This is a genomic window from Haloarchaeobius ordinarius, from assembly GCF_051801355.1.
Taxonomy (GTDB): Archaea; Halobacteriota; Halobacteria; order Halobacteriales; family Natrialbaceae; genus Haloarchaeobius.
In genome coordinates this window covers 1,179,601-1,202,316 of record NZ_CP196560.1, presented here as the reverse complement: position 1 = coordinate 1,202,316, position 22,716 = coordinate 1,179,601, and the positions used below count along the sequence as shown (strand labels likewise).

At 65.3% G+C, this 22,716-nt stretch carries 30 protein-coding genes; 16 read left to right on the top strand and 14 right to left on the bottom strand.

The genetic code is table 11. The features are described 5' to 3' along the window. Positions 1-24 precede the first annotated feature (24 nt). Positions 25-1,095, top strand: a complete 1,071-nt coding sequence (locus ACSC1R_RS06240) for an ABC transporter ATP-binding protein (RefSeq protein ID WP_439028216.1) — start codon at positions 25-27, stop codon at positions 1,093-1,095. 45 nt (positions 1,096-1,140) lie between these two features. Then, on the top strand, positions 1,141-1,626 hold the full coding sequence (locus ACSC1R_RS06235; RefSeq protein ID WP_439028215.1) for an Lrp/AsnC family transcriptional regulator: 486 nt from the start codon (positions 1,141-1,143) through the stop codon (positions 1,624-1,626). A gap of 27 nt (positions 1,627-1,653) precedes the next feature. Here the strand turns inward: ACSC1R_RS06235 and ACSC1R_RS06230 are convergent, their stop codons facing one another. Beyond that, positions 1,654-4,107: a twin-arginine translocase subunit TatC gene (locus ACSC1R_RS06230; RefSeq protein ID WP_439028214.1), complete on the bottom strand. Its 2,454-nt coding sequence runs from the start codon at positions 4,105-4,107 to the stop codon at positions 1,654-1,656. 133 nt (positions 4,108-4,240) lie between these two features. Here ACSC1R_RS06230 and tatC point away from each other — a divergent pair, with 133 nt between their 5' ends. The 6 genes from tatC to ACSC1R_RS06200 all read left to right on the top strand — a co-directional run bounded on the left by tatC (position 4,241) and on the right by ACSC1R_RS06200 (position 10,668). Further along, entirely contained in the window at positions 4,241-5,848 is a 1,608-nt protein-coding gene (gene tatC, locus ACSC1R_RS06225) for a twin-arginine translocase subunit TatC (protein ID WP_439028213.1), read from the top strand. A gap of 226 nt (positions 5,849-6,074) precedes the next feature. Continuing rightward, positions 6,075-8,045, top strand: coding sequence for a MutS-related protein (locus ACSC1R_RS06220; RefSeq protein ID WP_439028212.1), 1,971 nt, complete (start codon positions 6,075-6,077; stop codon positions 8,043-8,045). Between the two features lie 87 nt (positions 8,046-8,132). Next, complete coding sequence (locus tag ACSC1R_RS06215) at positions 8,133-8,291, top strand: DUF1059 domain-containing protein (RefSeq protein ID WP_439028211.1); 159 nt, start codon at positions 8,133-8,135, stop codon at positions 8,289-8,291. Between the two features lie 130 nt (positions 8,292-8,421). Continuing rightward, positions 8,422-8,586 (top strand): DUF1059 domain-containing protein, encoded by a 165-nt coding sequence (locus tag ACSC1R_RS06210; protein ID WP_439028210.1) that lies wholly within the window; start codon positions 8,422-8,424, stop codon positions 8,584-8,586. Positions 8,587-8,742: 156 nt separating this feature from the next. After that, positions 8,743-9,873 (top strand): ORC1-type DNA replication protein, encoded by a 1,131-nt coding sequence (locus tag ACSC1R_RS06205; RefSeq protein ID WP_439028209.1) that lies wholly within the window; start codon positions 8,743-8,745, stop codon positions 9,871-9,873. A 63-nt stretch (positions 9,874-9,936) separates the two neighbouring features. Continuing rightward, positions 9,937-10,668 carry a lysostaphin resistance A-like protein gene (locus ACSC1R_RS06200; RefSeq protein WP_439028208.1) on the top strand — a complete coding sequence of 244 codons (732 nt, stop codon included), beginning with the start codon at positions 9,937-9,939 and terminating at the stop codon, positions 10,666-10,668. 25 nt (positions 10,669-10,693) lie between these two features. Here the strand turns inward: ACSC1R_RS06200 and ACSC1R_RS06195 are convergent, their stop codons facing one another. Continuing rightward, entirely contained in the window at positions 10,694-11,089 is a 396-nt protein-coding gene (locus ACSC1R_RS06195; RefSeq protein WP_439028207.1) for a PIN domain-containing protein, read from the bottom strand. Further along, positions 11,086-11,325 (bottom strand): antitoxin VapB family protein, encoded by a 240-nt coding sequence (locus ACSC1R_RS06190; RefSeq protein WP_439028206.1) that lies wholly within the window; start codon positions 11,323-11,325, stop codon positions 11,086-11,088. The genes ACSC1R_RS06195 and ACSC1R_RS06190 overlap by 4 nt, the downstream gene beginning before the upstream one ends. A 301-nt stretch (positions 11,326-11,626) precedes the next feature. Here ACSC1R_RS06190 and ACSC1R_RS06185 point away from each other — a divergent pair, with 301 nt between their 5' ends. Together ACSC1R_RS06185 and ACSC1R_RS06180 are read left to right on the top strand one after the other, a co-directional pair. After that, positions 11,627-11,797: a hypothetical protein gene (locus ACSC1R_RS06185; protein ID WP_439028205.1), complete on the top strand. Its 171-nt coding sequence runs from the start codon at positions 11,627-11,629 to the stop codon at positions 11,795-11,797. After that, positions 11,794-11,964: a hypothetical protein gene (locus ACSC1R_RS06180; RefSeq protein WP_439028204.1), complete on the top strand. Its 171-nt coding sequence runs from the start codon at positions 11,794-11,796 to the stop codon at positions 11,962-11,964. Before ACSC1R_RS06185 ends, ACSC1R_RS06180 begins: the two co-directional genes overlap by 4 nt. A 19-nt stretch (positions 11,965-11,983) precedes the next feature. Here ACSC1R_RS06180 and ACSC1R_RS06175 read toward each other — a convergent pair whose 3' ends face one another. Both ACSC1R_RS06175 and ACSC1R_RS06170 read right to left on the bottom strand, forming a co-directional pair. After that, positions 11,984-13,225 carry an ABC transporter permease gene (locus ACSC1R_RS06175; protein ID WP_439028203.1) on the bottom strand — a complete coding sequence of 414 codons (1,242 nt, stop codon included), beginning with the start codon at positions 13,223-13,225 and terminating at the stop codon, positions 11,984-11,986. Further along, positions 13,222-13,938, bottom strand: a complete 717-nt coding sequence (locus ACSC1R_RS06170) for an ABC transporter ATP-binding protein (RefSeq protein WP_439028202.1) — start codon at positions 13,936-13,938, stop codon at positions 13,222-13,224. The genes ACSC1R_RS06175 and ACSC1R_RS06170 overlap by 4 nt, the downstream gene beginning before the upstream one ends. Before the next feature lie 124 nt (positions 13,939-14,062). Here ACSC1R_RS06170 and rpiA point away from each other — a divergent pair, with 124 nt between their 5' ends. Further along, positions 14,063-14,749 carry a ribose-5-phosphate isomerase RpiA gene (gene rpiA / locus ACSC1R_RS06165; protein WP_439028201.1) on the top strand — a complete coding sequence of 229 codons (687 nt, stop codon included), beginning with the start codon at positions 14,063-14,065 and terminating at the stop codon, positions 14,747-14,749. Between the two features lie 58 nt (positions 14,750-14,807). Here rpiA and ACSC1R_RS06160 read toward each other — a convergent pair whose 3' ends face one another. Beyond that, entirely contained in the window at positions 14,808-14,975 is a 168-nt protein-coding gene (locus tag ACSC1R_RS06160) for a DUF1931 family protein (protein ID WP_261649355.1), read from the bottom strand. A 499-nt stretch (positions 14,976-15,474) separates the two neighbouring features. Here ACSC1R_RS06160 and ACSC1R_RS06155 point away from each other — a divergent pair, with 499 nt between their 5' ends. Both ACSC1R_RS06155 and ACSC1R_RS06150 read left to right on the top strand, forming a co-directional pair. Continuing rightward, a complete protein-coding gene (locus ACSC1R_RS06155; protein ID WP_435320101.1) occupies positions 15,475-15,624 on the top strand; it encodes a DUF7563 family protein in 150 nt (49 codons plus the stop codon). Between the two features lie 87 nt (positions 15,625-15,711). Next, on the top strand, positions 15,712-15,966 hold the full coding sequence (locus tag ACSC1R_RS06150; RefSeq protein WP_439028200.1) for a GIY-YIG nuclease family protein: 255 nt from the start codon (positions 15,712-15,714) through the stop codon (positions 15,964-15,966). Here ACSC1R_RS06150 and ACSC1R_RS06145 read toward each other — a convergent pair. The 4 genes from ACSC1R_RS06145 to ACSC1R_RS06130 all read right to left on the bottom strand — a co-directional run bounded on the left by ACSC1R_RS06145 (position 15,944) and on the right by ACSC1R_RS06130 (position 18,349). Continuing rightward, positions 15,944-16,666 (bottom strand): hypothetical protein, encoded by a 723-nt coding sequence (locus ACSC1R_RS06145; protein WP_439028199.1) that lies wholly within the window; start codon positions 16,664-16,666, stop codon positions 15,944-15,946. The genes ACSC1R_RS06150 and ACSC1R_RS06145 overlap by 23 nt on opposite strands. Positions 16,667-16,725: 59 nt before the next feature. After that, the gene (locus ACSC1R_RS06140) at positions 16,726-17,313 is read right to left on the bottom strand and encodes an NADPH-dependent FMN reductase (protein ID WP_439028198.1); all 588 of its coding nucleotides are present in this window, start codon (positions 17,311-17,313) and stop codon (positions 16,726-16,728) included. A 122-nt stretch (positions 17,314-17,435) separates the two neighbouring features. After that, on the bottom strand, positions 17,436-18,032 hold the full coding sequence (locus ACSC1R_RS06135; RefSeq protein ID WP_439028197.1) for an OsmC family protein: 597 nt from the start codon (positions 18,030-18,032) through the stop codon (positions 17,436-17,438). Positions 18,033-18,217: 185 nt separating this feature from the next. Next, entirely contained in the window at positions 18,218-18,349 is a 132-nt protein-coding gene (locus ACSC1R_RS06130; protein ID WP_439028196.1) for a hypothetical protein, read from the bottom strand. Between the two features lie 183 nt (positions 18,350-18,532). Between ACSC1R_RS06130 and ACSC1R_RS06125 the strand changes: the two genes are divergently transcribed. The 3 genes from ACSC1R_RS06125 to ACSC1R_RS06115 are packed head-to-tail and all read left to right on the top strand — an operon-like array spanning position 18,533 to position 20,469. Continuing rightward, a complete protein-coding gene (locus tag ACSC1R_RS06125; protein ID WP_439028195.1) occupies positions 18,533-19,909 on the top strand; it encodes a phosphoglucomutase/phosphomannomutase family protein in 1,377 nt (458 codons plus the stop codon). 51 nt (positions 19,910-19,960) lie between these two features. Next, the gene (locus ACSC1R_RS06120; protein WP_439028194.1) at positions 19,961-20,263 is read left to right on the top strand and encodes a hypothetical protein; all 303 of its coding nucleotides are present in this window, start codon (positions 19,961-19,963) and stop codon (positions 20,261-20,263) included. Positions 20,264-20,307: 44 nt separating this feature from the next. After that, positions 20,308-20,469 carry a hypothetical protein gene (locus ACSC1R_RS06115; protein WP_439028193.1) on the top strand — a complete coding sequence of 54 codons (162 nt, stop codon included), beginning with the start codon at positions 20,308-20,310 and terminating at the stop codon, positions 20,467-20,469. Between the two features lie 5 nt (positions 20,470-20,474). Here the strand turns inward: ACSC1R_RS06115 and ACSC1R_RS06110 are convergent, their stop codons facing one another. Genes ACSC1R_RS06110 through ACSC1R_RS06095 form a run of 4 tightly spaced genes read right to left on the bottom strand, consistent with a single transcriptional unit; the run spans position 20,475 to position 22,683 of the window. Further along, positions 20,475-20,840, bottom strand: coding sequence for a GNAT family N-acetyltransferase (locus ACSC1R_RS06110; RefSeq protein ID WP_439028192.1), 366 nt, complete (start codon positions 20,838-20,840; stop codon positions 20,475-20,477). Beyond that, positions 20,827-21,324 (bottom strand): peroxiredoxin family protein, encoded by a 498-nt coding sequence (locus ACSC1R_RS06105; RefSeq protein WP_439028191.1) that lies wholly within the window; start codon positions 21,322-21,324, stop codon positions 20,827-20,829. The genes ACSC1R_RS06110 and ACSC1R_RS06105 overlap by 14 nt, the downstream gene beginning before the upstream one ends. Beyond that, entirely contained in the window at positions 21,325-21,522 is a 198-nt protein-coding gene (gene samp2, locus ACSC1R_RS06100; RefSeq protein ID WP_439028190.1) for a ubiquitin-like small modifier protein SAMP2, read from the bottom strand. Positions 21,523-21,570: 48 nt separating this feature from the next. After that, on the bottom strand, positions 21,571-22,683 hold the full coding sequence (locus ACSC1R_RS06095; protein WP_439028189.1) for a bactofilin family protein: 1,113 nt from the start codon (positions 22,681-22,683) through the stop codon (positions 21,571-21,573). Between the last annotated feature and the right edge of the window lie 33 nt (positions 22,684-22,716).

Genomic DNA, 22,716 nt, shown 5'->3' with positions numbered 1-22,716 from the left:
AGGAACGAGAGTAAACCGAGCGGTATGTCACCGCATGACGAACGCGCGCTCATCGAACTGACCGATGTGCGAAAGGAGTTCGGGTCGGTCACCGCGGTCGACGGTATCGACCTCACCATCCGACAGGGTGAGTTCTTCTCGCTGGTCGGGCCGTCCGGGTGTGGCAAGACCACGACGCTCCGGATGATCAGTGGCTTCGAGACACCGACCGACGGTACGCTCCGGCTCGACGGGATGGAGATGCGGAGCATCCCACCGGAGGACCGCGACACGAACCTCGTGTTCCAGCACCTCTCGCTGTTCCCGCACATGTCCGTCGGGGAGAACGTCACCTACGGCCTGCGGAAGGCCGGCGTCGACGAGGACGAACGCAAGCGAAAGGCCAGCGAGTACCTCGAACTCGTCGACCTCGGCGGGTTCGAGGACCGGAACCCCGGCGAACTCTCCGGGGGGCAACAGCAGCGTGTCGCACTCGCACGAGCACTGGTCAACGAACCGGCCGTCCTCCTGCTCGACGAACCCCTGTCCAGCCTGGACCGGAAGCTCCGAAAACAGATGCAGGTCGAACTGCGAAAGCTCCACGAGAAGACCCAGGGCGCGTTCTTCTACGTCACCCACGACCAGGAAGTCGCGATGACCCTCTCCGACCGGATGGCGGTCATGAACGAGGGGCAGATAGAGCAGGTCGGGCGACCCGAGGAGATCTACCGCGACCCCGCCACACCGTTCGTCGCGGATTTCATCGGCGACACCAACCTCTTCGACGCCCGCGCGAGTACCAACGGTGACGGTGCCGTCGTCTCGGTCGGTGGCAGCGACGGCTTCGACTTCCACACCGACGAGTCCGTCGAGGGCGAGGTGACGGTCTCGGTCAGGCCAGAGGATATTTCTTTGACCACTCCCGAGAACAGCGCGTTCACGGGCAACATCGTCGAACGGTACTTCCAGGGCGACCAGACCAACTACGTGGTGGAGCCGGACACCGCTGCCCTCTCGGACGTGCGGGTGGTCATGCAGGGCCGCCAGACCCCCGTCGAACGTGGCGACACCGCCCACTTCGACCTCGTCGACGACGGCCCGGTGGTGTTCGAGTGAACCGAGCGGGAACCAGACGCAAAGCGGCCAGTGATAGACGACATAATGGAGCTTGACGAAATCGACATCGAGATTCTGACCCAGCTTGACGAACACGGCGAAGTAGACGCGAACGAACTCGCCGACGAGTTAGACGTGAGCACGTCGACCGTCTACTACCGCATCGAGACCTACCGCGAGAACGGCCTGTTCGAAGGGCGAGTCGCAGAACTCGACCCGCAGGTGCTCGGGTTCGAACTGACCGCAGTCACCCAGATACAGAGTGACTACGGCGAGGCGTACGACGACGTCGGCGAGACGCTCGCGGACATCTCGGGCGTCCAGCAGGTCCACCAGATGCTGGGCGAGGTGTCGTTCCTCGTCATCTCTCAGGTCAGAGGCCACGAAGAGCTTCAGCAACTCATCGACCGCATCATCGACATGGACGGCGTCGTCGACTCCTCGACGAACGTGGTGCTCAGGACGGTCAAACAGGAGTCTCGCCTCCTCGTCAACTACGACGACGAGGCACTCCAGGCGTTACTCGACTGACTACTTCTGGAAAGATAACCGGGCGCGTTACACCGATTCCGGCTCGGGTTCCTCGGGCTTCGAGCCACCGCCACCGCCGCGAGCCCGCCACGGGAACGTCACCAGCCCGAGCATCACCAGCCCGAGTCCGTACGCGAGCGAGACGGGGATGGCGAGGATGAGCATCGTCAGGACGCCCGACGGCGTGACGACCGCCGCCAGGGCGAAGATGCCGAGGATGATGGGTCGCCAGTACTCGCGGAACGCCTCGTACCGGACGATGCGACCGCGGTGGAACAGCAACATCGTGATGGGGATGTCGATGAAGATACCGATGCCCGCCGTGGTGAAGAAGATGAGCCAGAAGAAGCTCTGCAGGCGGTACGAGATTATTATGTCCGCCTGGATTGCATCGGAGACCAGGTAGGAGATGATGGTCGGGGCGACCACGAAGAAGCCGAGCACGCTCCCGATGATGAAGCCGACGAACAGGGCGACTCCCCAGACGAGGAACATGTTGTTGTTCCCGGTCTTGACGAGGCCGCGCTCTTTCATCGCCGGCCAGGCGTAGTACAGCAGGATGGGGAGCGTCGTGACCGCCGCAAGCAGGGTACTCACCTTCACCTCGAAGATGAGCGCCTCGACGGGGTGAAGCGCGACGATGAGCCCGACCTCGCTCGGTCCACCCATCGCGTCGACTATCGCGCCGTAGGGGTGTGCACCGACGACCGCGCCCGGGTTCACCGGACCGCTCGTGGCCGCCTCGGGGACGCCCGGCATTACCGTCATGGCGTCCGTGAGGGGCTGGCCCGCCACGAAGAACTCCTCGAAGCCGACCGCCGCCGGGTCGCCCCGGATAGCGGGCGGGACCCGCGAGATGAAGTTACGCTTTATCTCGCCGAGGCCGCCGCCGTACAGCCAGCCGAACGAGCCGACGAGGACGATCATGAACACCGCGATGATGCGGAAGAACTTGGAGGTCAGCGACTGCAAGATGAACGCCAGGTCGTAGTAGTACCCGCCGATGTCCTCCTCGGTCGTCTCCTCCTCGGTGAAGGGGTTGAGTACCCCGGCCGCGGTCCGGGAGAGGACGTTCCCCTCTTCGTCGACACCCTCTTCGGGGGCGACGGTGCCACCCATCGAGGACGGGTCGGCGAGCGACTTCGGCTGGTCGCCCGACTCGGCCGCCTCCTGCATCTCCTTTATCTCCTGGGCCTCGTCGAACCGGTCGAGGATGGCCTGCGCCCGGTCGGAGTCGTCCTCGTCCATCGCGGCGCGGGCGTGCTTGAGCGCCTCGTTCTCGGAGAGTTCGATGAACGCCTCCAACGGCGCGGCCCGTACACCGGCGGCGTCGAGGCTGCCGATGTCGATGGCCGTCGGGTCACCAGTTCTGGTCCCGCCGCGAGGGACCGTCGGCTGTCGGAGCACGACGACCGTGTACGCGACGAGGATGAGTGTCCCGACGATGAGGCCGGCCTCGATACCGACGAGCACCTCGCCGGCGAGTCCGGTGAACGGGGTGAGCCCCTCGACAGACAGCGGGCCGATGGGCACCCAGTCGGGGAGCTTCGAGACGACCTGCTGGTTCACCGTCGCCAGCCCGCCTGCGTTCACGGCGACGAACGCCCCGATAGCCGTCAACCCGACGATGCCGAGTAGCTGGTAGATGCGGGTCCGAAGCAGGTTGCCACTACCCGACGGCGAGTTCTCGCCAGCCCGGTGGAGGTTGGTGACGACCTTCGAGAAGCCGAGACTGAGCACGTACAGCGATACCAGCGGCAGCGCCCACATGATCTGGGTGAACGGGTCCGGCGGCGAGAACACCGCCCCGAAGACGAAGATGGCGACGAAGGCGTAGCGCCACTTGTCGCGCCACTGCTCGTACGGGACGATTTCGGTGTACGAGAGCGCCGACATGGCGAGCGGGAGTTGCGCCGCCAGCCCGAACGAGAACGTGAGCAGGACGATGAACTGCGTCCACATCGTGATGTCGTAGCTCGGTTTGATGGACGCGTTCACGGCGTTGGTCGCCAGGAACTGGAACATGAACGGGAAGAAGACCGCGTACGCGTAGATGACCCCGAGCGTGAAGAGGAAGATACCGAGGGAGATGAACCCGACTATCTGGAACCGTGAGAGCGGGACCTTCGGGCGGACCCCACGCTGGGCGAACGACTCGCGTGCGTAGTACAACAGGACCGGGAGGGCGAAGATGATACCCACCACGAGACCGATCTTCACCTGTAACAGGATGACGTCGAACGGCGTCCTGGCGATGACGTCGACCTGTTCGGCGACGTTGGCAGACATCCGCTGCTGGGTGTTCTCCCGGAGGAAGTCCCAGATGAACAGCCGCAACGCGTAGATGGTGCCAAGCAGCCCGACGAGGAAGACGATGAATACCTTCTGGAGGTGTTTCTGCGCGGTTCGCAACAACACACCGAGGCTCTCACGCCCCTGGTTGATGGTGCGGGCAGTGTCCTCTCCGACCACGGAGCTCATTGGATGCCGAGACGTACCAACCTCGCGAACATCAATCTTCTTCTACCGTGCCGCGTTGAGGTAACGAAACTACGGCGCCGACGCCCCGGTAAGAAAAAGGTCTATAACGCGCGGGCCGACTACTCTCCCGTAGATGGCGGACGAGTCTGAAGAGTCCGGGCTTTCGAAGGTCGACGACGAGGAGTCGCGACCGGAGACGCCCGAGACCGAACCGGCGGAGCACGGAGAGAGCGCGCCGCCCGCGGCCGACGACGCCGACGCGCCCGAGAAAGAGGGTCCGATCGGCGGCGAGCCCGAGGTCCCTGAGAAGTTCCAGGACGGCGAGGGGTCCGGCGACGGCGACGACGCTGCCGCCGTTGACGACGTCGAGTACGGCGTCACCGACCCGACCGACGTGGCCGATGCCGCCACGCAGGTCGAGGACGCCCCGCAGGCCGACGCCGATGGTGGCGAGGACGTCCCCGTCGGCCACGCGGCCGGTGCGGCGCGGCCGACCGCCGACTCGACCGTCGACGACTCGTTCACCGAACCGAGTTTCGGCTACGACGAACCCGAAGACGAGTACGAACGCCCCCCGGACGACGAGGAGATGCCGCTCGCGGTCCACATCGAGGAGATGGTCAGCCGCCTCGGTATCGTCATCATCGCGGCGGCGGCGGCGACTGCACTCTCTATTTTCGCCTCCGAGGCGATCATCACGACGATGTGGTTCGACCTCCTGCCCTCGGCGGGTGAACTGACACGTCCCCGCGTGTACTCACCCCTCGAATTCATCCTGACCAAGATCAAGGTCGCGAGCCTCTCCGGCATCGTGGTCGCGCTACCCCTGTTCGTGTACGAATCGTACCTGTTCATGCGGCCCGGGCTCTACCCCAAGGAGCGCCGCTACTACCTCGCGTCCGTGCCGACGAGCCTCGTGCTCGCGGTGGCGGGGATGGCCTTTGCGTACTTCCTCGTGCTGCCCGCGCTGTTCGAGTACTTCCTCTACTACACCGAAGGGTCGGCGGAGATCGCGTTCGCGCTTTCGGACACGTTCAACCTCATCATCACGCTGATGGCGTTCCAGGCCATCGTCTTCCAGATTCCGCTGTTCATCATGCTCGCCATCATGATGGGCGTGACGAGCCGACGCTGGCTGGAGTCGAAACGCATCCTCTTCTGGGGTGCGTTCGTCGCCATCGCGTTCGTGTTCGCACCGGACCCGACCGGGATGGCACCCATCATCATCGCGCTGTCGATGGTCGTCCTGTTCGAGGGGACGCTCTTGCTCCTGCGGTGGACCGACAGCTCTTCGCCCATCCCGACTGCCGAGGAGATGACCGAGCGCCGGCCGTACATCTGGCTGCTCATCGGTGTCGTCGGCTACGCGGCCAGCGCGGCACCCGTGCCGAGTGGGTACTACCAGCAGCTCCCGGCGGTGGTGACCGAGAACCTGGCGACGCTCGGGTTCGGCAACGCGACGCCGTTCCTGCTCAGCGGGGTGGTCGTCTTCCTGTACGAGCTGGTGGCGTACACCAACAAGAACTACTACGGCAGCGTGAAGCTCTGGCGCGGGCTCCGGAAGGCCCGACCGGTCGTCTGGCTCACCGCCATCCTGGCGGGGTACCTCGGCACCCAGAACTCGCTGCTCGGTCAGGTCATGACCGACGTTGCGCTGCCCCAGACCGAGGCCATCGCGCTCACGGTCGGCCTCGTCGTCCTGTTCGAGCTGTCGCTGTTCGTGGCCAAACGGCGGGCGTAAGCGGTCGCAGCCACGTGTTTTTTGGCGGATTCAGGTGGAGACCAAGAGTGCGCCGTCTATCGCGACACCGAAGACGATGGCGAGGGCCAACAGGAACAGCCCCAGCCCGACGAGCCTGAGTATCGGCTCGTATCGGCGTCGTCTCATACCGAAACTACGTCGAACTGGGATAAAAACGTCGTGTCGGGCGGGAACTTTTTGCTGGCCCCGCAAATAGAGACGGGCGATGGAACTCTCGGCGATCCCCGGCGTAGGCGAGAAGACGGCCGACGCGCTGGCGCAACTCGACGACCCCGAGACGGCGCTGCAGACGGGTGACGTCGCGACGCTCGCGCAGGCACCGGGTATCTCGGAGGGGCGCGCCGCCCGCATCGCCCGGGCAGCCATCCGCAACGAACACGACGACCCGGGTGGCTTCCTCGCGACGACTCGCGCCCGCGAGGTGTACGAGGCGATGCTCGACCGGTTGCGCGAACGGACCGTCACCGACTACGCGGGCAAGCGGGTAGCGACGTTCTATCCGAGCGCGGTCGAGTCCCGCATCGAGGAGGTGCAGGCGTACACCGAGCGGGCGATGACACGCGAACCCGACGCGGGCGTCCTCGACGCGCTCTCGGGTGTTGCACCGCTGGACCCGCCCCGTGACGTGACGGTCCGGGACCGCTGTCTGGCGACGACCGACGCCGAGACGTACTCGAAAGCACGAGACGCGATCCCCGAGCTTCCAGTCGAGGTGGTCGAGGACGCCCGCGGGCTGGCTGAACTCGCCCGCGGCTACTCGACGGTCATCGCGCTCGACGAGGCGTTCGCTGGCATCGACGTGGAGGGCGACGTCCGGGTCGAACCGGGGGCACTGGAGAACCCGAGCGAGGTCGTCCCCGAGCGCGTCCTGGCGTTCTTCGCGACCAACCGCGACCGGCTCCGGGCCGCCGTCGCCGTCACCCGCGAATCTGACCTCGACCCCGCGGCCGACCTGGAGACGCTCGAATCGGCCCTCGACAGACTGGACGACGCGGGCGGCATCGCGGGGGACGCCGAGGTCGACCGACTCGCGAGCGCCATCGACGACCTCGATTCGGCGGTGAACATGTCCGAGAACGTCGCCAACGACCGGTTACGCGACGTCATCCAGGAGAAGGACGTGACCATCGAGGGTGCGGACCTGCTCTCGCTGGTCGAACGTGGCGCGGGCGTTGACTCGCTGCTGTCGCGCGAACTCGCCGACGAGTACGCGACAGCCGTCGACGTCGCGAGAGACCACCTCGTCGATGCCCTCGACCTCGACACGGGCGAAGCCGAAATCGCCAGACGCGCCTTCGGCGACGAGCCGACGTACCCCGTCGACCACGACGAACAGGCGATCTCGCGGCTGCGCGAGGAGCTGAAGGCGGCGAAAGAGCGCCGCGAGACGCGACTCAAGCGCGAACTCGCGGCCGACCTGGCGGACCAGCGTGAGGACGCCGAGGCGCTGGTGAGAGACGCACTGGAACTCGACGTCGAACTCGCCATCGCCCGGTTCGCCCGCGACTTCGACTGCGCCATGCCGACTTTCGGCGGGACCGGGTTCGCAATCGACGCAGGCCGGTCGCCCCTGCTCGACGTGCCCATCGACGAGGTCGACCCGGTTGACTACGACGTGGACGGGGTCGCCCTGCTGTCGGGGGTGAACTCCGGTGGGAAGACATCGACGCTCGACCTCGTGGCCGCGGTCGTCGTGCTCGCGCACATGGGCCTGCCCGTCCCGGCCGACTCGGTCCGACTCCAGCGCTTCGGAGACCTGCATTACCACGCCAAGACCCAGGGAACCCTCGATGCGGGGGCGTTCGAATCCACCGTTCGGGAGTTCGCCGGACTGGCCGACGGCGGTGCGGACTCGCTCGTGCTCGTGGACGAACTCGAGTCCATCACGGAACCGGGCGCGTCGGCGAAGATTATCGCCGGCATCCTGGAAGCGCTCCACGAGAACGGGTCGACCGCGGTGTTCGTCTCTCACCTGGCCGGCGAGATACGGGAGATGGCCGACTTCCCGGTGACCATCGACGGTATCGAGGCGGTCGGGCTTGAGGACGGCGAACTCGTCGTGAACCGCTCGCCCGTCAAGGACCACCTCGCCCGGTCGACGCCGGAACTCATCGTCGAGAAACTCGCGGGCGAGGCCGACACGGGGTTCTACGACCGCCTGCTGGAGAAGTTCTGAGCACACCGACCTATCAGTGCTCGTGGAGTAACCACACGTTACTTATCTCAGTATGGTGGCTACTCGCTCTATTTGAGGTGTGCCCCCATGACATACGAGTTCCGCTGCCAGAAACACGGCTGTCCGTTCATGGTCCAGACGACCGACGACGAAGAGATTCTCGCCATCGCGACCCAGCACACGTCTGCCATCCACGGGATGGCCATCGACCGCGGTGCGGTCGAAGATTCGCTGGACGTGGTGTAGCACGGACGACTGCGACCGACCGAAAGAACGCCGAAACGCTCTGGTGTAGGCGAATTAGATGGTACGTTACGTGTGACTCTCTCGACTAGCGGGACAATCGATTAACGCGTGTAGTACGTCAGCAATCGACATGGTACAAGAGTTCAGCTGTAGTGTCGAAGACTGTCACTTCACCATCCACTCGGACAACGACGACGAGATCGTCTCGATGGTCCGCAAGCACGCACAGGACGTCCACGGCATGAGCATGAACGCCGGGCAGATCAAGAAGAACATCAAGAAACTCCAGGCGTGAGCCGGCCGAGCAGTCCGACGTCGCCGCACCGACCGCTGCACCAGCCACCTGCACCACCCACCCGGTCGACCGCCACACCACCGTTTTTCAGCGACATCGTCCGTCTGACTGACGTCTGCCGAAGACCTAAGTAGTCTGCGAGGCTGGGTGAAAGTAATGGCTGGGGACCCTCCGGACGAGGGGATGTTGTCGTGGGACGAATCCGTCTTCCGCAACGAACGGGTCTTCGAAATCGACTACGTCCCCGAGACCTTCGAACACCGCGAGAGCCAGATGCAGAGCCTGCAGTACGTGCTGCGTCCGGCCGTGCGTGGCTCACGCCCGCTGAACGCCGTGGTTCGTGGCCCGCCGGGGACGGGCAAGACCACCGGGGTCCAGAAACTGTTCTCCGAACTGAAAGCCGAGACGAGTGACGTACGCACGGTGCGTGTCAACTGTCAGATGAACGCGACCCGCTACTCCGTGTTCTCTCGGCTGTTCGAGGGGATGTTCGACTACGAACCCCCCGCCTCTGGCATCTCGTTCAAGAAGCTGTTCGGGCAGGTCACCGAGAAGCTGGTCGAACAGGAAGAGGTCCTCGTCGTCGCCCTCGACGACGTGAACTACCTGTTCTACGAGGGCGAAGCCTCCGACACGCTGTACTCGCTGTTGCGTGCTCACGAGGAGCACTCCGGGGCCCGCATCGGCGTCATCGTCGTCTCCTCGGACCCGAACCTCGACGTGATGGACGAACTCGACACCCGCGTCCAGTCCGTCTTCCGCCCCGAGGACATCTACTTCCCGCCGTACGACGAGCACGAGATCGTCGACATCCTGCGCGAGCGCATCGAGCGTGGCTTCCAGAACGGCGTCGTCTCCACGAGCGTCCTCGACGAGGTCGCTCGCAAGACCGCCGAGAGCGGCGACTTGCGGGTGGGTATCGACCTGCTCCGGCGCGCCGGCCTGAACGCCGAGATGCGCGCCTCGAAGACCGTCGAAATCGAGGACGTCGAGAAGGCCTACGAGAAGTCGAAGTTCGTCCACCTCTCGCGCTCGCTCGATGGCCTCACCGACTCAGAGCGCACCCTCGTCGAGGTCATCGCCGAGCTGGAGGGCGAACAGGCCGGCACCGTCTACGAGACGTTCCACGACCGGTCCGGCCTTGGCTACACACGGTACTCGGAAATCGTCAACAAACTCGACGACCTCGGCATCATCGACACCGCTTACGCCGACGTCGAGGGTCGCGGGCGCTCCCGCGAGCTCAACCTCGCCTACGACGCCGACGCCGTCCTCGACCGGCTCTGAGGCCGATTCCTCACTGGGCCGAGGGCTGCGTTCCCTTTTCGCTGATGCTGGCGTAATTTCGGTATGGATACTGTCCGGACACGTCGCAAGGTGGGCGCGACCATCGCCGGGGCGGGCCTCGCCGTCGCGGGCGTCATGGCGTCGGCGCTTGCGACCGTCCCCGTCGTCGTCCTGCTCGCACTCGACGCTAGTGACCTCACGCTCCCGGTCTACGCACTGTTGTTCGTCGTGGGATACGTCGGGTTGACGCTGGTCGGCGTGGCCTATCTCCTCGTGACTGGTCGCGGCTGGGGGTTCGTCGACCTGAAACCGCTGGACCGCGAGAGCCTGAAAGCCGTGGTCGGCTTCACCGCCCTCGGTGTCGCCTTCGTCCTCGCCGTCGGCGTCCTGACGGCAGTCACCAGTCTGGAGACCAGCGAGAACGTCAATCTCGCGCCCGGACTGGCGGGGAACACCGACTACCTGCTCTTGCTCGTCGCCGTCGCCCTGCTGGTGAACGGCCCCGCCGAGGAGTTCCTGTTCCGGAACATCATCCAGAAGTCGCTGTATCGCACCTTCTCGCGTCGGTCGGCCATCGTCGTCACCAGCCTCATCTTCGCGCTGGTCCACATCCCGGCGTTCTGGACGACGAACTACGGCGCACTCGTCACCTCGCTGTTGGTCATCTTCGTCGGCTCGCTCGTGTTCGGGACCGCCTACGCGAAGACCGAGAACCTGACCGTCGTCGCGCTGGTCCACGGGCTGTTCAACGCCATCCAGATCCTGATGCTGTACCTGGCGCTGACGTTCGGGTGAAGCTGGAGACGGGCCGACCGACCGTTCAGTCCTTGTATTCCTCGACGTCAACCGCCTTCTTCGTCTCTTCGTGAGTGAGGTCGTGGTCGGCAGAGACGACTGGTGCACCGAGTTCTCGCCCGACCGCAGCGATGAGTCCGTCCATTCCGGCGAGGAAGGGTCCTTCGGGACCGATTTCGTCTGCGATCTCACCGGCGATCTCGGCGGTCTCCTTTCCAGTCTCGTAGACCTCGCCCCAGGCGAAGTCGGCCTTCGCGTCGGCAACGTCACCGTCGGGAAGATTGCCCTCACCAACCAGAACCTCGGCGTACGCTGGTGCAGGGAGAATAAACCGCTCGTCTTCGTTCGCGAGTAGATACTCAGCGGCTGCGTCGACGCCGTCTAAGTAGTCGATGAGGAACGTTGCGTCGAGAACCTTCATGAGTTCTTCGACCGTCGCTGTATCCGTTGTTTCGACTTCCGCTTGGACGTCTCTCGCGCGTCTCGAACGCGGTCGGCGTGGTCGTCCGACCACCGACCGAACCCGGCGAGGAGGTCGCGGTCGTCGTCCAGCATTCGCTGGAGAACGTCGTTGTAGCTTTCGCCCTTACGCCGTCTCCGGTCGAGTTCTCGCTTGACCGTCTCGCTGACTCGTATCTGGTCGTTCGCGGTCCCCATCTCTACGTTGACAGTGGCGTCGACACGGCTTAGTCATTGGGTTCTATTCGTTCCTGGCGGGTAGTCGACCAGTCGGAGAACACTGTCACAGGTCGACTTCAACCACCTGCCATCGGAGAGTCTCGCTACCAGTGAATCGACTGAAATACTCTTCGTCCCTGATAAAACACCAAGTTCCACCGGGCTGTACGACCAGCCATGGCTTCGGATTCCCGCCTGGCCGCCGTGTTCACCCTCTGCCTCCTCTCACTGCATCGGGTTCGTTACTGACGGACGACAGTCCGCGCCAGCCTGTATCGACGTGCCGCCCGGTTCGACCGATGGGCCGGTCGAGGAAGACATCCAGACCGTCGAGAAGCGTGTGCAAGCCTACCTCGCAGAGCAGAACGGCGGCACGGACGTCCAGGTAGTCGTCTACAACACCACAGTTAGCAGCGAGAGCGCGACCCATACCGAGTTCTCATCGAGGTGAACGTCGGATACAACGTGGATGGGGCGGTGTACGACGGCCACGACGTGGTGAAATACGCAGTTCATGACGGGACGCTCTACCGAATCGAAACGTCGTGGGAAGCGGCAGAAGCTGCGAATCCAGTCACGAACGGAACCGACGTTCGGGCCGAGTACGGCTGCGACTGAACCCGGTCCTCCCGCCAGTTCACTCGTACCGCAGCGCGTCGATGGGGTCCGTCCGTGCCGCGCTCCACGCGGGGTACAGCCCCGCGAGCACACCCACGAGGATGCCGACCACGACCGCGATACCGAACCACTCGATGGGGTACGTGAGTGGGATGTCGATGTACTGCGCGCCGAGGTAGCCCGCGCCGAGACCGAGCAGGGTCCCCAGGATGGAACCGATGATGCCGATGACCACCGCCTCCGTGATGAACAGGGCGATGATGTCGCGCTTCTGTGCGCCGACGGCCTTCATGATGCCTATCTCTCGGGTCCGTTCGGTTACCGAGACGAGCATGATGTTGGCGATGCCGATGCTCCCCACGAGCAGCGAGAGCGCAGCGATGCCGATGACGAACGCCTGGAGCTGGCTCAGGATGGCTTCGAGCTGGCCGAGCAGTTCCGTGCTGGTCTGGAGTTCGTAGGTGAGGTCGTCGCCCGCGAGCTCTTCGGCGTCGGACTGGTCACTGTCGAGGTAGGCTCGTGCCTGCTCTTTGGCAGCGCCGACTTGCCCCTGGCTCTCGGCCTCGATGACGACCGCGGAGAACCGCGGCGTCTCGGTCGCCTGCGAGACGAGTTCCGTGTAGTACGGGTTGATGGGCAGGTACACCCGCGGCGACGGGTTGAAGCCCTCGAACGGCGAGCGCGACTCGGAGGTCTCGGTGATACCGACGACGGTCGCGGTTATCTGCTGGCCGCCGAGCAGGGTCACGGTGATGTTGTCGCCGACGGTGACGTTCTTCTCGAACGCGCCCGCCATCGCAGGGTTGAGGACGGCCTCACGGGCACCCATCTCGAAGCGTCTGCCCTCGGCTATCTCGTCCTCGTCGACGTACTCCGTCCCGGTGGCGACCACCCCGTCCTGTCTGGGGATGCGCTGGCCGTCGAAGTTCACGGTCTGGGCTGGCAAGGGCGTGTAGCCGTAGGCCGCCGAGACGGCTTCGAGCTTCGCCAGTTCGGCCGTGTCGCGTTCCGTGAACACCGGTTGTGCGCCAGACAGCGGCCCCTGGTTCGAGCTGTTCTCGGGGGCCGCCCAGGCGTAGACGTTGCGCTGGTCGTCGGGGCTGACCTCGCCGATGATGCCCGCCTGCAGGGACGCGCCGAGGGTGACGAACGTGATGACCGCGGCGACACCGATGATGACGCCGAGCGTGGTCAGGGTCGAGCGGAGTTTGTGCGAGCGGATGGCCCGCCACGACATCCGGAAGCCAGTGAGCGGATTCACTGTTCGACCCCCGCGAGTTCCTCGACGGACTCTATCTTCCCGTCGACGATGTGGATGACGCGCTCTGCGTGCTCGGCGATGGCACGCTCGTGCGTGACCATCATGACCGTGTTCCCCTCCGCGTGGAGTTCCTCGAAGAGGCCCATAATCTGCTCGCCGGTCGTGGTGTCGAGGTTCCCGGTCGGCTCGTCGGCGAGGATGATGGCGGGGTCGGAGACGAGCGCCCGGGCGATGGCGACGCGCTGGCGCTGGCCGCCCGACAGCTCGTTGGGGACGTGGTCCAGACGGTCGCCGAGGCCGACGCGCTCCAGGATGTCGGCGGCCTGCTTGCGGCGCTCGCTCCCCCCGATGCCGCGGAAGACGAGTGGGAGCGCGACGTTCTCGACGGCGGTCATTCGCGGCATGAGGTTGAACGTCTGGAAGACGAACCCGACTTCCTCTCCCCGGATGCGGGTGCGTTCGCGGTCGCCCATCGCGGTGACCTCCTCGCCGTTGACGAACACTTGGCCCTCGGTGGGGGTGTCGAGACACCCGATGACGTTCATCAGCGTGGACTTCCCGGACCCACTGGGCCCCATCACGGCAGTGTACGAACCACGTGGGATGTCGAGGGACACCCCGTCGAGGGCGTGGACGGGCTCTCCGACCTGGTAGGTCTTCCGTACGTCTGTGAGACGGACGGCTGGCCCATCGGTTGCGGCGGCAGAATCCATACTTGTGCGAACACACGGAACTGAGAAAAACACTTCGCAGGCGGGTGTCGGTTCCGTATGTCACTGTTCGTCAGCGTGACCGACGACGAAACTGATTACTCGATTCGGGGTGCACCCGACACACATGAAGAACACGAGCGGCACCACCGAACAGAAGCGCCGCGCGGGCGAGAGCGCGGCCGACCTCGTCACCGACGGGATGGTCGTCGGCCTCGGGACCGGGTCGACCGCAGCCCACGCCATCGAGGCGCTGGGGCAGGCGGTCGACGCGGGCCTCGACGTCGAGGGCATCCCGACCTCGTTCCAGTCGCGCCAGCTGGCACTGGAGCACGGGATTCCGTTGACCTCGCTCGACGCGGTCGACCGGGTCGACGTGGCGATCGATGGTGCCGACCAGGTCGCGGGCTTCACGCTGGTCAAAGGTGGCGGGGCAGCACACGCCCGTGAGAAGATAGTCGACGCGGCCGCGGACCGCTTCGTCGTCGTCGCGGACCCGTCGAAACTCACCGACGACCTGGACTATCCGATTCCGGTCGAAGTGCTCCCGGCCGCCCGGCCGACCGTGGCCGACGCCATCGCTGCCCTCGGCGGCGACCCGGTGTTGCGCCAGGCAGAACGCAAGGACGGCCCGGTCGTCACCGACAACGGGAACGTCGTCCTCGACTGTGACTTCGGTGTCGTCGACGAGCCCGCGGCGCTCGCGACCGACCTGTCGGCACTCCCCGGCGTGGTCGAGCACGGGCTATTCGTCGATATGGCCGACGAGGTACACGTGGGTCGCGACGACGGTGTCGAGCGACGCACCCGCTGACGGACGGCGCTATCGCTCTTCGTCTTCAGAGAATGGTTAGAAGGTGAAGCGACCGAGTTTACAGGTCGCGCGGCTGGACCGTCTTCCGGTCGTTCGCCTCGGCGCGTCGGGCGGCGTCCTCGAGGAGCTCAGCGACTTCCTCGTCGAGTGCGTCGTAGAAGTCCGATGCGACGTTCTTGTCCTTGAGCGCTTCCTTAACGGCTGCCTTGACGATGAGGTCTGCCATACGAACGCTGGTTCCCACGCCCCCTTTATAATACTTGCTGTATGTAGCGGTGATAGGCCTTGAGACGGGCATGTAGCGGGGGTCGGTTTCGTGTCGAGATGGCAGACGCATCAGCCCGAAATCGCAAGACTGCGAGGGTTTACGCCCCGATTCGGCGATTCCGTCGTCTCACCATCGACACTGGCGAACGGTGTCTTTCTGCCCAATCTCCGTCTCGCCCGCGGGTTCTGGCGAGAGTTCGACGGCTCGCGCGCGGTTCCACGGCGTGAACCTCCGTCGACGGAGAGTCGCCCTGGATATCCACCCTCTGTGGCACCTGATTTTGCATGTGGGAAACTACTATTTCGGTTTCGCAAAGTAGAAACGAGTGATTCGCCAACTCGAACAGGAAGAGGAAAATGTTGCTTTCTCTTTCCCGAATTTGGGTGAGAATCTGGAACAGGTATATGGTGGTGTGTTGCCAACCACCGGGTACCGGCTGTGACCGCCGGAGAAAACCATGCCAACGTGTGATAATTGCGGTGCGCACGTCTCAGAACAGTTCGCCCGCGTCTTCGCCGACGAACACGGACGGATACTCGCCTGTGTGAGCTGCTCGGCGAATGCAGGCATCGCGGAAGAAGCACGGCGACGCGCGCGAACGACGTGACGGCGTGACGAACGCGACGAACGCGACGAAGCCGCACCCAACCACCACGCGAAGCCTTTCTGTACTCGGCTGACCACGTCTCGACCCGTGAGCGAGCACTACGTCTACGTCGTCGAATGTGCCGACGGGACGCTGTACACCGGTTACACGACCGACGTGGAGCGACGCGTGTCCGAGCACGACGCTGGCGAGGGCGCGAAGTACACCCGCGGCCGGACGCCGGTCGAACTCCGCTACCAGGAATCGTTCTCGTCGAAGTCGGCAGCGATGTCGCGTGAGTACGAGATAAAACAGCTCTCGCGGCGCGAGAAAGAGGTGCTCATCGAAGGAGACACTGGATAGAGTCGGCGAGGACTGGTTCGAACGACGTCCCTCGGAAACTCGGTGACGGGTTCACGTCCACGGCGTACGGTTCCCCGTCGACCTGCACCACGTCGACACCGACACCACGGGCACCCGTCCGGGTCGCCAACTCCCTGACCTTCGCCGCGAGTTCGGGGTCGGGGTCTCGGCGGCCAAGGATGCGCTTCTCGCCGCCGAGTTTCGACGCCGCTTCGAGGACCCGGACGTGATACCGGTCCCCGTCGTCGACGCAGTAGTACTTGTGGTCGACCGGGTCGGCCGGGAGCAAGGACTGGTAGAAGTCCCCCTCGCTGTTGCGAACGGGCTCGCCCTCCCAGCTTCGACACGCCTTCGCGACGTACTCGCCCTCGGGCGGCGCGAACGAGACGGGTGGCGTCCGGAACCCGACGGCCTCGAGCGCGTGGAGGCCGACGAGCCGGAACCCGAAGATGCAGTAGACGACGAAGTCGTTCCACGCGGGCACGTCGAGGGCGGCCGCCCGACGAAGCGTGGTGTACGTCGCCGGCCGGGTTTTCTTCGAGACGATGGCGTCAAGCCCGGCGACCGTCTCCCCGTCGAGGGGCACCTCGGGGTCGTAGAAGGTGACGCCAACGTCGCGGTCACGCAGGGTGTTTGCGACTCCAGAGAACACGTCGTGGTCGGCCCGACAGAGGATACCCACCCGTGGCTGGTCGGCCATGTGAACCGGTAGGAGCGGACGAGGGAAAAAGGACAGTCAATCCCCGGAACGTGGGCGGGTCAGTCGTCGGCCACGGCCCGCCCTTCACACGCCGTGTCGAATCGACGCGCGGCCGCGACGACGGCCTCGGCGAGCGAGGCGACACGCTTTGCGATGTCCTCGTCGGTGAACGCCCGTCCGCCCGGAGCGTCCGGGTCCGACTCGAACTTGTCGTACGCCTTTCGGATGCCGACCTGTTCGGGCACGACGTGCCCGTGGACCCCACGAACCGTGCTGCGCATGTGTTCGAGCGTCGGTCCGTAGGAGCCACCGCCGGCGGTCGTCAGCAGGCCGACTGCGGTGTCCTCGTAGTCGTCGAAGCTACAGAAGTCGTGGAAGTTCTTCAGCGCGCCGGAGTACGACCCGTGGTAGACCGGGGAACCGAGAATGACGGCGTCGGCCTCGCGGACCTGCAGAACGTACTCGCTCTCGCCCTGGTCGTCCTCGTCGGGGTCGAACATCGGGAGGGCAGCCTCCCGGAGGTCGAGGAGTTCGGTCTCGGCACCGGCCGCCTCGGCCGCAGCCAGTGCGTGTAACAGGGCTGTTCTCGTGTAACTCGTCTCGCGGAGACTGCCACTGACCGCGAGGACGGTCGGTGTACTGCTCATCGCCGGTTCTCGGGGGGCCACGGGTAAAAATTCGTCAGTTTAGGCAGTGGTAGTTCAGTCAACCCAACAGGACGGTGGTCGAACCGACCGCCAGCCACGGGGTTCCGTCGGTCACAGTTCGGTCAGGTCGAGACGTGGACCGTGGGCTCGGTCGGGTGTGACCGGGTGAGCAGGTTGAACACGGGCGAGCGCTGTGGGAACGTCTCGATGCGCTCGATGTCGGCCTCGGAGAGGTTCGACCCGGTCACCTGGACCTCGATGTCGAGGTCACCGAGCATCTCGCCGGCCCGGTCGGTGTCGTGGACGCCGAGCAGGACCCGCGGGTCGAACGGGATGGAGACGGTCGTGGTGACGTCCTCGACGGCGATTCCCTCGCGCATGGCGTTGAGCTGTATCGTCCCGTTGATGCAGGCGGTCAGCCCCGCGAGCGCGAGTTCGACTGCCTCACACCGGTCCATCGGGTCGGTGTAGCCCATCGCCTCCTCCACCTCGGCGGGGAGACCGACCGCCATGGTGTAGTTCCGGTCGGTCCCCTTCGTCTCGTCGCCCATGACGAACTCGCCGATGGTCGACTCCGTGTGGACTGCCACGTCTTCGGTCGTACCGGTAGCACTGAACTCGATGGTGGCCTCGGCGGGGTGCTCTTCGACCCAGTCGACGAACGAGTCGTGGGCCGCTCGGTCGATTCCGTGTGTTCGCTGTGTCTTCTCGACTGGCATGGTGGGTTCCGTGCTGAAGGTACGTCTCGTGAGCCGATAAGGCGTCTCGCGGGAGGCTGGAGAATCCCGGTGGAAGTAAAGTTATTTGAGCGTGTACGCGCAACTGACACGTGTAGGATACAGAGACGGGTCGTCTGTGCGAGGTACCAAAAAAGGGCCGACGGTCGTGCCAGCGACCGACGGTATCACTCGGACTGCTCGTCAGACGATGCGAACACTGCAACGGCGATGAGAATCCAGCCGGATTCCAGTCCCTGTGCCAGCAGGGAGACACCACCCGATGCGAGTGTTACGCGGAGGCCGTTTCCGATTTGCACTCACCTCCGCCGGTTCGTTGTTTCTCGACGCAGAGCGGTGTGCGTCGCGCCCCGAAGTGGGACTCGCGCCGCTCAGGGGCGCTAATGGTAATATCGAACGGCTGGGTTAAAGTCCTGTTCGTACCGGAGTGAAAGTGAACGCCGTCGGTGGGATTTATCGCCGGGGCAGGTCTTGTCCCGAACATGGACGCCATCACTTTCGGGACCGACGGCTGGCGAGCGACACTGGACGAGTTCACCACCCCCCGCGTGCGGATGGTCGGACAGGCCGTCGCCACCTACCTGCGTGACGAGGGACGAGGTGGCGAGACGGTCGCAGTGGGCTACGACGCCCGCGAGTCCTCCCCCGGGTTCGCCGAGGAACTCGCGCGGGTGCTGTGTGCGAATGGGTTCGACGTGGTGCTCCCCGACCGGGACCGCCCGACTCCCCTCACGGCGTGGCAGATTCGCCACCGCGACCTCGCGGGCGCGCTGATGCTCACCGCGAGCCACAACCCGCCGGAGTACAACGGCGTGAAGTTCATCCCGGACGACGCCGCCCCCGCCCTTCCCGAAGTGACGGACGCTATCGAGGAACGACTGGCAGAACCGGACCCACTTCCCGAGGCGGAACACGGTACCGTCGAGGAGGTCGACTTCGTCTCCCCGCACTTCGAGCACTCGCGCGAGCTCGTCCCCGACGACCTCTCCGGACTCACGGTGATCTACGACGCGATGCACGGTTCCGGCCGCGACACGACCGACCGCCTGCTCGAAGAGGCCGGTGCGACCGTCGAGCGGATTCGGTGTGAGACCGACCCCGAGTTCGGCGGGACCCCGCCGGAACCGAGCGCGGAGAACCTCGAAGCACTGGCCGAGCGGGTACGAGAGACCGGTGCAGACCTCGGCATCGCCAACGACGGGGACGCCGACCGCATCGCCGTCGTCACCCCCGGGCGCGGCTTCCTCGACGAGAACCTGTTCTTCGCCGCGACGTACGACTATCTGCTCGAATCGAAGGAAGGACCCGTGGTCAGGACCGTCTCGACGACCTTCCTGCTCGACCGCATCGCGAAAGCCCACGGCGAGGACGTGGTCGAGGTCCCCGTGGGCTTCAAGTGGGTCGCCCAGGCCATGCAAGAGCACGACGCGCTGATGGCCGGCGAGGAGTCGGGCGGGTTCACCGTCCGCGGCCACATCCCCGAGAAAGACGGCGTGTTCGTGGCGCTGCTCGCCGCCGCAGTCGAGAACGAGCGACCCTACGACGAGCGCGTCGACGACCTCCTCGAAGAACACGGCGAGATTCACCAGAACAAGGTGAGCGTGGACTGCCCCGACAGCGAGAAAGCGCGGGTCGTCGACGACCTGAGCGACGAGATTCCCGACGCCGTCGCCGGGACCGCGGTCGCCGACGTGGTCACCAGGGACGGCTTCAAACTCCTGCTCGAAGACGGGTCGTGGGTGCTCGTGCGCCCGAGCGGGACCGAGCCGAAGATGCGGGTGTATGCCGAGGCCGCCAGCGCGGAGCGCGTCGAGGCGCTGCTGGCCGACGGCCGGGAACTCGTCGAATCGCTGGTCTGAGTCCGAGACCGAACTGAACGTTTTTTGGCGTTTCCGACAGTACATGCGGGTATGTCCCGCACTGCCCTGAAAGCCGGTTACGGCTTCTCCCTCGTCCTCGCCGTGGCCTACGCCATCCTCACTCGACAGCTCCTGCTCGGCTTCATCATCGCCACGATTCCGGTCGGCTTCTACCTCGCCTACCTGACCCTGCAACTGTTCCAGCGACTCGTCGTGGCGCTGGAGCGTATCGCCGAGAACACCGACGGCGAGACGGGAGACCGACTCCGGACCGACGGCGCGACCGACGACCGCAGCGGAACCGCAGCAGACGACAGCGACGAAGAGCGCAGCGTCTCGAAACTGTTCGAGTGATCGCTCGGCTGGACACTCGTTGTCTACCGGGTTCACGCCAAACGTTGCCCTCCAGAACCACCGTCGACGCCCCCTTCTGCCCGTTCGCAGTTGCAGCCATGTTCGTCGGCCTGCCCAAAGACGCCGTCGCGTTCGCCCTGCTGTTCGTCGTCGCCCTCCGGTTCTCGCTGGTCGCAGAGCGAATCGAAGACCACCTCCGGGAGTGACTTGTCTACTCCCGCGCGCCCCAGAGCCGCCCGTCTCGCTCGCGAATCTCGAACCCAAGTTCCTCGTAGAACGGTCGCACGTCGGGGTCGAACGCGGCCGTGAGCCGGTCGCCGTTCTCGCTGGCCGCCGCCACCAGCGCCGACCCGATACCTTGCCCCCGTCGTCGCCGCCGGACCGCGATGGCGTCGACGTGCAGACCCCCCGGTTTCGGGTCGAGAATCGTTGCACCGAGGAGCCGACCGTCTTCGACCGCGACCAGCGCGTCGCCCCGGTCGACGGCCGCCTGAACGGTGTCGGTCTGGAGCATCGCGGCGTCGAGGATGGCCTCGACGGCCTCGCGTTCGTCGGACCGTGCCTCACGAACTCGCATGGGTTTCGCGCCGGGAATCTATCTCGGCCAGCAGTTCGTCGATGCTCGGCCGGTCGAACGTGGACGTTCCGGCGTGGCTCCAGACGATTTCGGGCCGCTCGCCTCGCGCGTCGAGCAACACGGCCTCGGGCATCCGGCCGAAGAAGTCGCTGAACCGTCCCAATATTCCGTACCGGACAGGCTGGTCGTAGGCGTCGCCGACCGCGGCGTCCGAATCCGCGAGCAAGGGGTAGGGAAGGTCGTAGCTGTCCTGCCAGTCCCGGACCTGCGCTGTGGGTTCGGGGACGATTGAGGCCACCTCGGTGTTTCGAGCCCTGAACTCGTCGTAGCGCGCTTTCACCTGCTGGACCTGCTTCCGGCAGTTGATGCAGTGGTAATCGCGCTGGAACAGCAAGAGAACGAAGTCGTTGTCGGCCGCGAGGTCGCCGAGCGAACACGGGTCCGGCCCCGGGCCGACGTTCGGGAGCGAGAACTCGGCGGGCATCTACCCGCCCTTGATGAGCCGCAACACGGTTACCTCGGCCGATGCGACGGGCTGGTCCTCCGGGACGGGTCGGCCGTCCACGAGGACGCTCACCTCGTGCGGACTCAGGTCGAGTTCGCACAGGAGGTCGGCGTACGTCGGGTCGGGGAGGTCCAGTTCGTGGGTCCCCTCGCCCTTCACGTCCACGGTGACCTGCATGGGCGGTCCTTGCCGTCCCGCGGGCCTAAGCGTGTCGTTACTCGGTCTTCAGGCACCCGGGACGCCACCGACGCCGGCGTCGTCGCTGGCCTCATCCGACTCTTCGCCCGCCGGCGACTTGCGGTCGCGGTTGCGACCGATCTCGTCGGAGAGCACGAGCGCGAGCGCGCCGAGGCCGAGCAGGAACACGGCGAGGTTCGCGATGTCACCGACCCAGCTCAGCAGGTCGAACAGGGCACCGAGCAAGAGCCCGACGACCAGCGCCAGCCAGCGGTTCTCGCCGCCGGCCCGCTCGACCAGCCAGGTCCCGACCGCGAATCGGCCGTATATGAGGGCGATCCACGCCGTGAGCGCGAACAGCCCGGCACCGACCAGCGTGATGGGGATGCCGATTATGGTTATCGCGATGAGCACGAGCGCGACCGGCACTGCGAGCAGGGCGAGCAGCCCGACGCCACCGCTCTTGACCGGCTCGCTGGTGACCCGGTCGGCCACCCGGCGGGAGAAGCCGGGGAGCACGAGCAGGAGGATGGCACCGACCACGAGGTTCACGATGAACCCGTAGAGGACGAACAGGCCCTCCGCGAGGTCGGAGGCGACCTCGAAGCCGAAGTCACCCGAGCCGATGGACTCGTCCCTGACGACGGGGCCCGCGATGCTCGCCTGGTCGACACCGACCAGTTCCTCGGCGTCGTAGCGGAACTCACCGCCGACGACGGCCGTGTCGGTCAGCCGGATGGTGTCCGCACCCATCTCGACGTCACCCTTGATTTCGCCCGCGATGGTCGCGTCGGCCGCGCCGGCGGCGAGCTTGCCACCGACGACGGCACCGTCGAGGACGCGCAGGGTGGCGGTCCCGACGTTGACGTTACCGTCGACGCGTCCGGCGATGGTGACGCTCGCGGCGGCGACGTTCACGTCACCCGTGACGACCCCGCTGTCCTCGATTCGGACGTCGGCGGCCACCCCGTTCAGGTCACCTTGCACCGTCCCGCGGACGACGACCGTCGCGCCGACCACTTCCAGCCCGTTCACCGTCTCGCCTTCCTCGACGACGTACGTGCCGGCGATGGCCTGCTCCGCGGCGACGGTACCCGGAATCGACCCGAGCACGACGAGCAACGTGACAATTAGAACGACAAATCTGTTTCTGGTTTTCATGGGGACCACGCGTATGTATTCGACTTTTGAGGA

Coding starts and splice junctions, on each gene's coding strand:
- ACSC1R_RS06240 (WP_439028216.1), top strand. CDS start 25: ATGTCACCGCATGACGAACGCGCGCTCATCGAACTGACCGATGTGCGA.
- ACSC1R_RS06235 (WP_439028215.1), top strand. CDS start 1,141: ATGGAGCTTGACGAAATCGACATCGAGATTCTGACCCAGCTTGACGAA.
- ACSC1R_RS06230 (WP_439028214.1), bottom strand. CDS start 4,107: ATGAGCTCCGTGGTCGGAGAGGACACTGCCCGCACCATCAACCAGGGG.
- tatC (WP_439028213.1), top strand. CDS start 4,241: ATGGCGGACGAGTCTGAAGAGTCCGGGCTTTCGAAGGTCGACGACGAG.
- ACSC1R_RS06220 (WP_439028212.1), top strand. CDS start 6,075: ATGGAACTCTCGGCGATCCCCGGCGTAGGCGAGAAGACGGCCGACGCG.
- ACSC1R_RS06215 (WP_439028211.1), top strand. CDS start 8,133: ATGACATACGAGTTCCGCTGCCAGAAACACGGCTGTCCGTTCATGGTC.
- ACSC1R_RS06210 (WP_439028210.1), top strand. CDS start 8,422: ATGGTACAAGAGTTCAGCTGTAGTGTCGAAGACTGTCACTTCACCATC.
- ACSC1R_RS06205 (WP_439028209.1), top strand. CDS start 8,743: ATGGCTGGGGACCCTCCGGACGAGGGGATGTTGTCGTGGGACGAATCC.
- ACSC1R_RS06200 (WP_439028208.1), top strand. CDS start 9,937: ATGGATACTGTCCGGACACGTCGCAAGGTGGGCGCGACCATCGCCGGG.
- ACSC1R_RS06195 (WP_439028207.1), bottom strand. CDS start 11,089: ATGAAGGTTCTCGACGCAACGTTCCTCATCGACTACTTAGACGGCGTC.
- ACSC1R_RS06190 (WP_439028206.1), bottom strand. CDS start 11,325: ATGGGGACCGCGAACGACCAGATACGAGTCAGCGAGACGGTCAAGCGA.
- ACSC1R_RS06170 (WP_439028202.1), bottom strand. CDS start 13,938: ATGGATTCTGCCGCCGCAACCGATGGGCCAGCCGTCCGTCTCACAGAC.
- rpiA (WP_439028201.1), top strand. CDS start 14,063: ATGAAGAACACGAGCGGCACCACCGAACAGAAGCGCCGCGCGGGCGAG.
- ACSC1R_RS06160 (WP_261649355.1), bottom strand. CDS start 14,975: ATGGCAGACCTCATCGTCAAGGCAGCCGTTAAGGAAGCGCTCAAGGAC.
- ACSC1R_RS06155 (WP_435320101.1), top strand. CDS start 15,475: ATGCCAACGTGTGATAATTGCGGTGCGCACGTCTCAGAACAGTTCGCC.
- ACSC1R_RS06145 (WP_439028199.1), bottom strand. CDS start 16,666: ATGGCCGACCAGCCACGGGTGGGTATCCTCTGTCGGGCCGACCACGAC.
- ACSC1R_RS06140 (WP_439028198.1), bottom strand. CDS start 17,313: ATGAGCAGTACACCGACCGTCCTCGCGGTCAGTGGCAGTCTCCGCGAG.
- ACSC1R_RS06135 (WP_439028197.1), bottom strand. CDS start 18,032: ATGCCAGTCGAGAAGACACAGCGAACACACGGAATCGACCGAGCGGCC.
- ACSC1R_RS06125 (WP_439028195.1), top strand. CDS start 18,533: ATGGACGCCATCACTTTCGGGACCGACGGCTGGCGAGCGACACTGGAC.
- ACSC1R_RS06120 (WP_439028194.1), top strand. CDS start 19,961: ATGTCCCGCACTGCCCTGAAAGCCGGTTACGGCTTCTCCCTCGTCCTC.
- ACSC1R_RS06110 (WP_439028192.1), bottom strand. CDS start 20,840: ATGCGAGTTCGTGAGGCACGGTCCGACGAACGCGAGGCCGTCGAGGCC.
- ACSC1R_RS06105 (WP_439028191.1), bottom strand. CDS start 21,324: ATGCCCGCCGAGTTCTCGCTCCCGAACGTCGGCCCGGGGCCGGACCCG.
- samp2 (WP_439028190.1), bottom strand. CDS start 21,522: ATGCAGGTCACCGTGGACGTGAAGGGCGAGGGGACCCACGAACTGGAC.
- ACSC1R_RS06095 (WP_439028189.1), bottom strand. CDS start 22,683: ATGAAAACCAGAAACAGATTTGTCGTTCTAATTGTCACGTTGCTCGTC.